Below are 7,726 nucleotides of genomic sequence, written 5' to 3' on the forward strand. Positions count from 1 at the left end.
TAGCCGAAGGCGTAATCCACCAGTCCACGGCGAAAGAAGTGGTGGGTTACGCTTCGCTAACCCACCCTACGGCAGTTACACGCGCTCGATGATGGTGGCGGTGCCCATGCCGCCGCCGATGCACAGCGTCACCAGCGCGGTGGACTTGTCGGTACGCTCGAGCTCGTCGAGCACGGTGCCGAGGATCATCGCACCGGTTGCGCCGAGGGGATGGCCGAGCGCGATGGCACCGCCATTGACGTTGATCTTGGCGTTGTCGATATCGAAGGCCTGGATATAGCGCAGCACCACCGAGGCGAAGGCCTCGTTGAGCTCGAACAGGTCGATGTCCGACTTCTTCATGCCTGAGCGCGCGAACAGCTTCTCGGTGACGTCGACCGGACCGGTCAGCATCATCGCGGGCTCCGAGCCGATATTGGCGAAGGCGCGAATCTTTGCGCGCGGCTTCATGCCGTATTTCGCACCCGCTTCCTTGCTGCCGAGCAGGACCGCGCCAGCGCCGTCCACGATGCCCGAGGAGTTGCCGGCATGGTGCACGTAGTTGACGCGCTCGATCTCCGGATGCGACTGCACCGCGACGCCGTCGAAGCCGCCCATCTGCGCCATCATCGTGAACGACGGCTGCAGCTGTGCCAGCGACTGCATCGTGGTCGAGGGACGCATGTGCTCGTCCTTGGCCAGGATGGTGAGGCCGTTGATGTCCTTCACCGGCACCACGGACCTGTTGAAGCGGCCCTCGTCCCAGGCCTTGCCGGCGCGCTGCTGGCTCTGCACCGCATAGGCGTCGACGTCGTCGCGCGAGAAGCCGTACTTGGTCGCGATCAGGTCGGCCGAGACGCCCTGCGGCATGAAGTAGGCCGGCACCGCCATCGACGGATCCATCGGCCAGGCACCGCCGGAGGCGCCGATGCCGACGCGGCTCATCGATTCGGCGCCGCCGCCGATCACGAGCTCATGCTGGCCGCTCATCACTTGCGCCGCGGCAAAATTCACGGCGTCGAGACCAGAGGCGCAGAAGCGGCTGATCTGCACGCCGGGCACAGCCTCGCCGAGACCCGCTTTGAGCGCCGCGAAGCGCGCGATGTCGGAGCCCGCTTCGCCGACGGGATCGACCACGCCGAGCACGACGTCGTCGACGGAATCCACCGGCAGGTTGTTGCGGTCCTTCAGAGCCTTCAACGGCACGGTGGCGAGCGCAAGCGCCGTCACCTCGTGCAGCGCGCCGTCCGGCTTGCCGCGGCCGCGGGGAGTCCGGACGTGGTCGTAGATGAATGCCTCAGGCATGACGCCCTCCTGATGTGATGTTCGGAATCTGACAGTTGTTGGGAGCAGGCAGCGGAAGCAGGCTCAGAACGCTTCCGCGGGCAGTTCCATGATGGTTGCGCAGCCGGACTGGATGCGGGCGAGATTGGCGGCCGTCTCCGGCAGCATCCGCTCCATGAAGAAGCGGCCGGTGACGAGCTTGGTCGAGAGATAGGGCGTGGGTCCGCTCTCGGCAATCTTGGCTTGGGTCACTTTGGCCATCCGCGCCCACATGTAGCCGAGCGCGACGAAACCGAAGAGATGCATGTAGTCGGTCGCGGCGGCGCCGGCATTGTCCGGCTTCATCATCGCGTTCTGCATCAGCCAGGTGGTGGCCTGCTGGAGATGGCCGAGCGCGGTCGACAGCGGCGCGATATAGGGCTTGAGCGCCTCGTCGCCGCCATTCTCCTTGGCGAAGGCCATCACCTCGCCGAAGAACGTCATGATGGCGCGGCCGCCGTCGCGCGGCAGCTTGCGACCGACGAGGTCGAGCGCCTGGATGCCGTTGGCGCCTTCATAGATCATGGCGATGCGTGCGTCGCGCACGAACTGCTCCATGCCCTGCTCGGCGATGTAGCCGTGACCGCCATACATCTGCTGCGCCTGCACCGCGTTGGCGAAGCCGTAGTCGGTGAGGAAGCCCTTCAGCACCGGCGTCATCAGGCCCATGTGATCGTCGGCGGCCTGGCGGTCCTTGGCATCTTCGGAGCGATGCGCGACATCGCTCTTCAGCGCGGTCCAAATTACGAAGGCGCGCGCGGCCTCGTTGAAGGCGCGGATCGAGAGCAGCGTGCGGCGCACGTCGGGATGCACGATGATCGGGTCGGCCGGCTTGTCCGGCGCCTTGACGCCGGTGAGCGCGCGGCCCTGGATGCGCTCGCGGGCATAGGCGACGGCGTTCTGATAGGCGACCTCGGACTGCGCGAGGCCCTGCACGGCGACGCCGAGGCGGGCCTCGTTCATCATCACGAACATGCCCTGCATGCCCTTGTTCTCTTCGCCGATCAGCCAGCCGGTGGCGCTGTCGTAGTTCATCACGCAGGTGGAATTGCCGTGGATGCCCATCTTGTGCTCGATCGAGCCGCAGACCACGCCATTGCGGGCGCCGATCGAACCGTCGGCGTTGACCAGGAACTTCGGCACCACGAACAGCGAGACACCCTTGATGCCGGCGGGCGCACCCTCGATACGGGCGAGCACGAGGTGGATGATGTTGTCGGCGAGATCGTGCTCGCCGGCCGAGATGAAGATCTTGGTGCCCGTGATCTTGAAGCTGCCGTCGGCCTGGCGCACCGCCTTGGTGCGGAGCATGCCGAGGTCGGTGCCGCAATGCGGCTCGGTGAGGTTCATGGTGCCGGTCCACTCGCCTGCCACCATCTTCGGCACGTAGGTCTTCTTCTGCTCCGGCGTGCCGTGCACCAGCAGCGCGGCGGTCGCGCCCATGGTGAGGCCGCCATACATCGAGAACGCCATGTTGGCGGAGATCTGGAATTCGTTGACGGCCTGGCTCAGCGTCACCGGCAGACCCTGGCCGCCGAACTCCTGCGGCGCCGACAGGCCTAGCCAGCCGCCCTCGGCGACCTGCTTGAACGCGTCCTTGAAGCCCTTCGGCGTGGTGACGCTGCCGTCGTCAGCGCGCTTGCAGCCCTCGAGATCGCCGACGCGGTTGAGCGGCTGCAGCACCTCTTCGGCAAGCTTGGCGGCCTCGCCGAGGATCGCCTCGCGCACGTCGCTCGACGCATCGGAGAAGCCCGGCAGATTGTCGTAGCGGTCGATCTGGAAGACGTCGTTGAAGAGGAAGTTCACGTCTTCGATTGGAGCTTTATAGATCGGCATGGCGTTCTCCCGGCATGGGGCCGTTCGTGGTGATATTTGCTTGATACCTGCGGCGCAGCGTTTGCCCGCGAGCTTAGCGGGTTCTGCAACCTCAGGGCAGGGTCATGATTGGGCGGCGAGCTGCTCCGCCATCAGGCGATGCAGCATGTTGATGGCCTTGAGCGGACGCACCATCACCTTGAAATGGGTGATGCGGCCGTCAGTGTCGAAGGTGATGATGTCGACGCCGTTGATCTCGATGCCGTCGATGACGTTCTTGAATTCGAGCACGGCGCCGTTGGCGCTCTTCCACTCGCCGACATAGGTGAAGCCGGGACCGCCGAGCACCTTCTCGGCGCTGGAGAGATATTTGAAGGTGATGTCGCGCCCGCGCTGCGGCGTGTGCACGACGGGGCTTTCGAAGACGGCGTCAGGATGCAGCAGGTCCCAGAGCGCGGCGCGGTCATGAGACTTCATGTAGCCGTACCAGGAGTCGAGGCCGGTCATTGTCAGGGTGCCTCCCATGATTAAAGGGCCATGGCAAAAAACGTGAAAACAACCCCATGCAAAGTAGCCCGAAGGCCGACGCCGGCCGGCAAACGGCCTGCGGTCATATGCACATTGACGCATATGCGCCGATATGCATAAAGTCAAGTCAATTGGTCGGGACCTCATAAGGGAGCCGGTGTCATGGCGCTGGGCGACGCAATTCTCGCATGCCTGACGGAACGTCCGATGACGGGCTACGAGCTCGCCAAGACATTCGACTCCTCGATCGGCTTCTTCTGGAAGGCCGACCACCAGCAGATCTATCGCGAACTCTCCAAGCTGCGCGACCGCGGCTACATCCAGGGCCGCGAGGTCGTACAATCCGGCAAGCCCAATAAACTCATCTATACGCTCACTCCGGAAGGGCGAACAGCGCTGCGGCACTGGGCCGCGCGGCCAAGCACACCGCCCTCGATCAAGGACGACCTCCTGGTCCGGCTGCATGCGCTCGACAGCATCGACATCGAGCCGTTGCGCACCGACTTGATGGATCGGCTGGAGCACCACCGCGACCGCCACGCCAATTACGAGCGCATCCTGAAGAAGCGTTTTCCGGAGGGGACGGCGGAGGGCGTGCTCGACCTCGGCAATCTGCTGCTGCTTCGCCTCGGCGCCCGGCACGAGCAGATGGTGGCCGATTTCTGCGAGGAGGCGCTCGAGACGCTGTCGGCGATGAGCGGCAAGGGCACGGTGGTACCGCTGGACGACGGCAAGCGCGAAGGAAAAGGCTGAGCCGCCGGTTTAGTTTTTGGTGACGACAGGGCTATCCCAGTTGAACCGGACATTCACACCGGCACGGACGATATCGTCGGTTAGCCGGACATCGCGTGTAGCAACTAGAGCATCTCCAAGCGGGGGCCTCGCCTCGAAATATCGCTTACTGCCGAAATCGGTGTGAACATATTCGAGCTTGAAGCTCACGGCGCCCCAGGTGTCTGTCCAGGCAGCCCATTCAGCACCGAGTCCGGCCGCCAGACCGGTCCGCGTCCTGGACTCGGTCACGGCCCCGGCTGGATCGGACACAGTGACGTCGGTGCCGGCGAAGGCGACGCCGGCGGTGCCATAGATCAGAAACTGATCGAGCGCGTAGCCGATGCGGCCGCGAAACATGTCGATCCACTTCTCGCGGGTGCTGCTCGTCGCCGCGACGTTGAAGGGGGGCTGGTCCTGCGCGCTGCCATGCTTGTTCGTCCATGAGGCGTCGTTCTCGAAACCCAGCACCGTCTTCTCGATCTGGAAATCGCAGCCGAAGGCCCCGCCCGCAACGGCGCCGGTGAGATTGAACGTGCCTGATATCGTGGGGCCGGAAGCGTTGCCGGCGCGGGCGACGTGCTCGCTCCTGCCCCAGGCGCCGCCGCCCTGGACGCCGGCATAGCAGCTGGTCCAGTTGAAGCCGGCAGGCACGGGCGCCTTGACCGCAGGCTTTGCCGCCGGGGCATCGGCGGCAAAGACATGCGATGCCAGTCCGGCGGCCATCGCGGCCACGAGCAACCTTTTCATCTCAGCCAACATTCCAGTCGCGCAAGACAGCGCCCGTCGATCGGGCCGCTCTCTAATTATTGAGACGCGCGGACCGTGGCAGTTGCGAAATTTTAGGGGCGGCGAAGCTTCCACGCCTTCATGGCCGGGCTAAGCACTTCGCGGGGCATGACACCGGAGAAGGTGCGGTTCCCGCCGCCCAACTTTAAGACACCGGCGACGCATTCCTTAACCCGTTATTTACCGTAACAGGAAAAAGTCGGTTTTCGAGGCAGACGACCCGCGCCAAATTCGATTGTCTTTGCAACCGGCACGCGTGGGAAGGCTGGAGGCGCCGGGTGGGGCGCCGGAGTCGGAACCGGACAGAGTCATGAATTCGCGCGTATCGTGGAGTGTTGACGGCATCGATCCATCCGTCAGGGAGCGGGCCGAGGCTGCTGCGCGTCGTGCCGGCATGTCACTCAACGATTGGCTGAACTCCACGCTCGGCGAATCTGCTCCGCCAAATTTTCGCGGACCTTACGATCAGCGTCACGATCCGCGCTCGCAGCAAATGCCTGGCCAAGTCCCGAGCCAAGTCCCGAGTCAGGAAAGCCGCGAAGTCGCCGACATTCACCAGCGGCTCGACGCGATCACCCAGCAGATCGAACGGATTTCAAAGCCCGTACCACGCCAGGACGTCTCGCGCGAGCAGGGTGTTGCGCGGCAGCTCAACGACGCGATCTCGCGCCTCGATGCGCGGCTGTCGCAGATCTCGCGGCCCCAGCAGCCGCAGCAACCGCAGCAGCCCCAACCGCCGCGCACCCCATCGTTCGACGCGCGCCAGCGCCAGGACGCGGTCGAGCGCGCGGCAGCGCAGGTCTACCGGAGCTCGCCGCCCCTGAGCCCCGCCTCGCTCGACGTCGCCGTCGCCGAAATCTCGGCGCGGCAGAACGAGCTCGACGGCTTCGTGCCGCGGCAGATGCCGCCACGCGCCGCGCCACCGATTGCGCCCATGGCAGCTCCGATGGCCTCTCACATGGCTGCACCGATGGCGCCGCCCGCGCCTGCCTATGCCCCGCCGCCACCACCGCCGGGGCCGGATTTTTCTGCGCTCGAACGTCATTTGCTCAAGATCACCAGCCAGATCGAGGCGCTGCACCGTCCCGATCACATCGAGCAGTCGATCTCGGCCTTCCGCAACGAGCTTGCGGAGATTCGCCACGCCATCACCGAGGCGATGCCGCGGCGCGCGATCGAATCGATCGAGAACGAGATCCGATCGCTGCACCGTCGCATCGACGAAACCCGCTCAACGGGCACTGACGGCCAGATGCTCGCCGGCATCGAGCGCGCGCTGTCCGAGATCAAGCAGGTGCTGCGCACGCTGACGCCGGCCGAGCAGCTCACCGGCTATGACGAGGCGATCCGCAATCTCGGCGCCAAGCTCGATCTGATCCTGCGCGCCAATGACGATCCTTCCACGGTGCACCAGCTTGAAGGCGCGATCTCGGCGCTGCGTGGCATCGTCTCCAACGTTGCCTCCAACGAAGCGCTGGCACGGCTCTCCGAGGACGTGCAGCTGTTGTCGTCCAAGGTCGACCAGATCACCCGCTCGTCCGGCCACAGCGACAGCTTTGCGGTGCTGGAGCAGCGCATCGCCGCGCTCACCGCCGCGCTGGAAACGCGTGAGCGGCCGGTCGCACACGAAAGCACCGAGCATCTGGAAGCCGCCATCCGCGCGCTGTCCGATCGTTTCGACCGCATGCAGGTCGGCAACGACTCGGCATCGACCTTCGCGCATCTCGAACAGCGGGTCTCGTATCTTCTTGAACGGATCGAGGCCGCCTCGGATCCGCGCGGCGGCAACTTAAGTCGCGTCGAGGACGGGCTGCACGACATCCTGCGGCATCTGGAACGGCAGCAGGCAACCTACGCCGCGCTCGCCGAGAGCCGCAGCGCGGCGCCGCCGTCCGACTCCGGCGTCGTCGACCTCGTCAAGCGCGAGCTCTCCGACATCCGCTTCAGCCAGGCGGAAACCACCCGGCATACGCAGGATTCGCTCGAAGTCGTCCACAACACGCTCGGCCATGTCGTCGACCGCCTCACCATGATCGAGGGCGATCTGCGCGCGGTGCGCGCTGCGCCGCCGGCGCCACAGCCGATGCCGATGGCGGCGGCTCAGATGCCGATGGCCGCTCCGATCGAGCCCGCGCCGATGGCGCGCGAGCCGCGGCCACAGCCGCAGCCCAAATCCGATCCGAAGCCCGAGCTGCCGAACCCAGCCGCCGCACAGGCGGCGCACGCCGCATTCGCGGCCGCACCGCGCGAATTCCACGCCGCCACGCCGGCCGCACCGCCGCCGATGCCAGTGGCATCGCCGATTCCGCCGCGCGCGATCAGCGAGATCCTGGAGCCGCACACGGCACCGGCGCGCGCCGCGATTGCGCCGGAATTGCCGCCGGATCATCCGCTCGAACCGGGCACGCGCCCGGGCGGGCGCGTCCCCACGCCGTCGGAGCGCATCGCTGCGTCCGAAAGCGCGATCAGCGAAATTCCCGCCGCGCCGAAGGAGCCGGTGTCGTCGTCGAGCTTCATCGCG

The 7,726-nt window shown here is 65.7% G+C and carries 5 protein-coding genes and 1 pseudogene; 2 read left to right on the top strand and 4 right to left on the bottom strand.

All coding sequences use genetic code 11. From position 1 onward, the window contains the following. Positions 1-75: 75 nt before the first annotated feature. From AXW67_RS25610 to AXW67_RS25620, 3 genes are all read right to left on the bottom strand, one after another. Entirely contained in the window at positions 76-1,284 is a 1,209-nt protein-coding gene (locus tag AXW67_RS25610) for an acetyl-CoA C-acetyltransferase (protein WP_063680104.1), read from the bottom strand. A gap of 63 nt (positions 1,285-1,347) precedes the next feature. After that, positions 1,348-3,138, bottom strand: a complete 1,791-nt coding sequence (locus AXW67_RS25615; RefSeq protein WP_063680105.1) for an acyl-CoA dehydrogenase C-terminal domain-containing protein — start codon at positions 3,136-3,138, stop codon at positions 1,348-1,350. Between the two features lie 102 nt (positions 3,139-3,240). Then, the gene (locus AXW67_RS25620; RefSeq protein WP_035683540.1) at positions 3,241-3,624 is read right to left on the bottom strand and encodes a nuclear transport factor 2 family protein; all 384 of its coding nucleotides are present in this window, start codon (positions 3,622-3,624) and stop codon (positions 3,241-3,243) included. 183 nt (positions 3,625-3,807) lie between these two features. Between AXW67_RS25620 and AXW67_RS25625 the strand changes: the two genes are divergently transcribed. Further along, positions 3,808-4,398, top strand: coding sequence for a PadR family transcriptional regulator (locus AXW67_RS25625; protein WP_063680106.1), 591 nt, complete (start codon positions 3,808-3,810; stop codon positions 4,396-4,398). Between the two features lie 9 nt (positions 4,399-4,407). On the opposite strand, the gene AXW67_RS25630 is transcribed toward AXW67_RS25625, so the two are convergent. Then, entirely contained in the window at positions 4,408-5,166 is a 759-nt protein-coding gene (locus tag AXW67_RS25630; RefSeq protein ID WP_063680107.1) for an outer membrane protein, read from the bottom strand. A gap of 349 nt (positions 5,167-5,515) precedes the next feature. Here AXW67_RS25630 and AXW67_RS44310 point away from each other — a divergent pair. Next, positions 5,516-7,726 (top strand): annotated as a pseudogene (locus AXW67_RS44310) (hypothetical protein); the annotation flags it as partial.

This window comes from Bradyrhizobium neotropicale (assembly GCF_001641695.1).
In the GTDB taxonomy this organism is placed as follows: Bacteria; Pseudomonadota; Alphaproteobacteria; order Rhizobiales; family Xanthobacteraceae; genus Bradyrhizobium; species Bradyrhizobium neotropicale.

Excerpts from the sequence above, each read along its gene's own strand:
- AXW67_RS25610 (WP_063680104.1), bottom strand. The coding sequence starts at position 1,284 with ATGCCTGAGGCATTCATCTACGACCACGTCCGGACTCCCCGCGGCCGC.
- AXW67_RS25615 (WP_063680105.1), bottom strand. The coding sequence starts at position 3,138 with ATGCCGATCTATAAAGCTCCAATCGAAGACGTGAACTTCCTCTTCAAC.
- AXW67_RS25620 (WP_035683540.1), bottom strand. The coding sequence starts at position 3,624 with ATGACCGGCCTCGACTCCTGGTACGGCTACATGAAGTCTCATGACCGC.
- AXW67_RS25625 (WP_063680106.1), top strand. The coding sequence starts at position 3,808 with ATGGCGCTGGGCGACGCAATTCTCGCATGCCTGACGGAACGTCCGATG.
- AXW67_RS25630 (WP_063680107.1), bottom strand. The coding sequence starts at position 5,166 with ATGAAAAGGTTGCTCGTGGCCGCGATGGCCGCCGGACTGGCATCGCAT.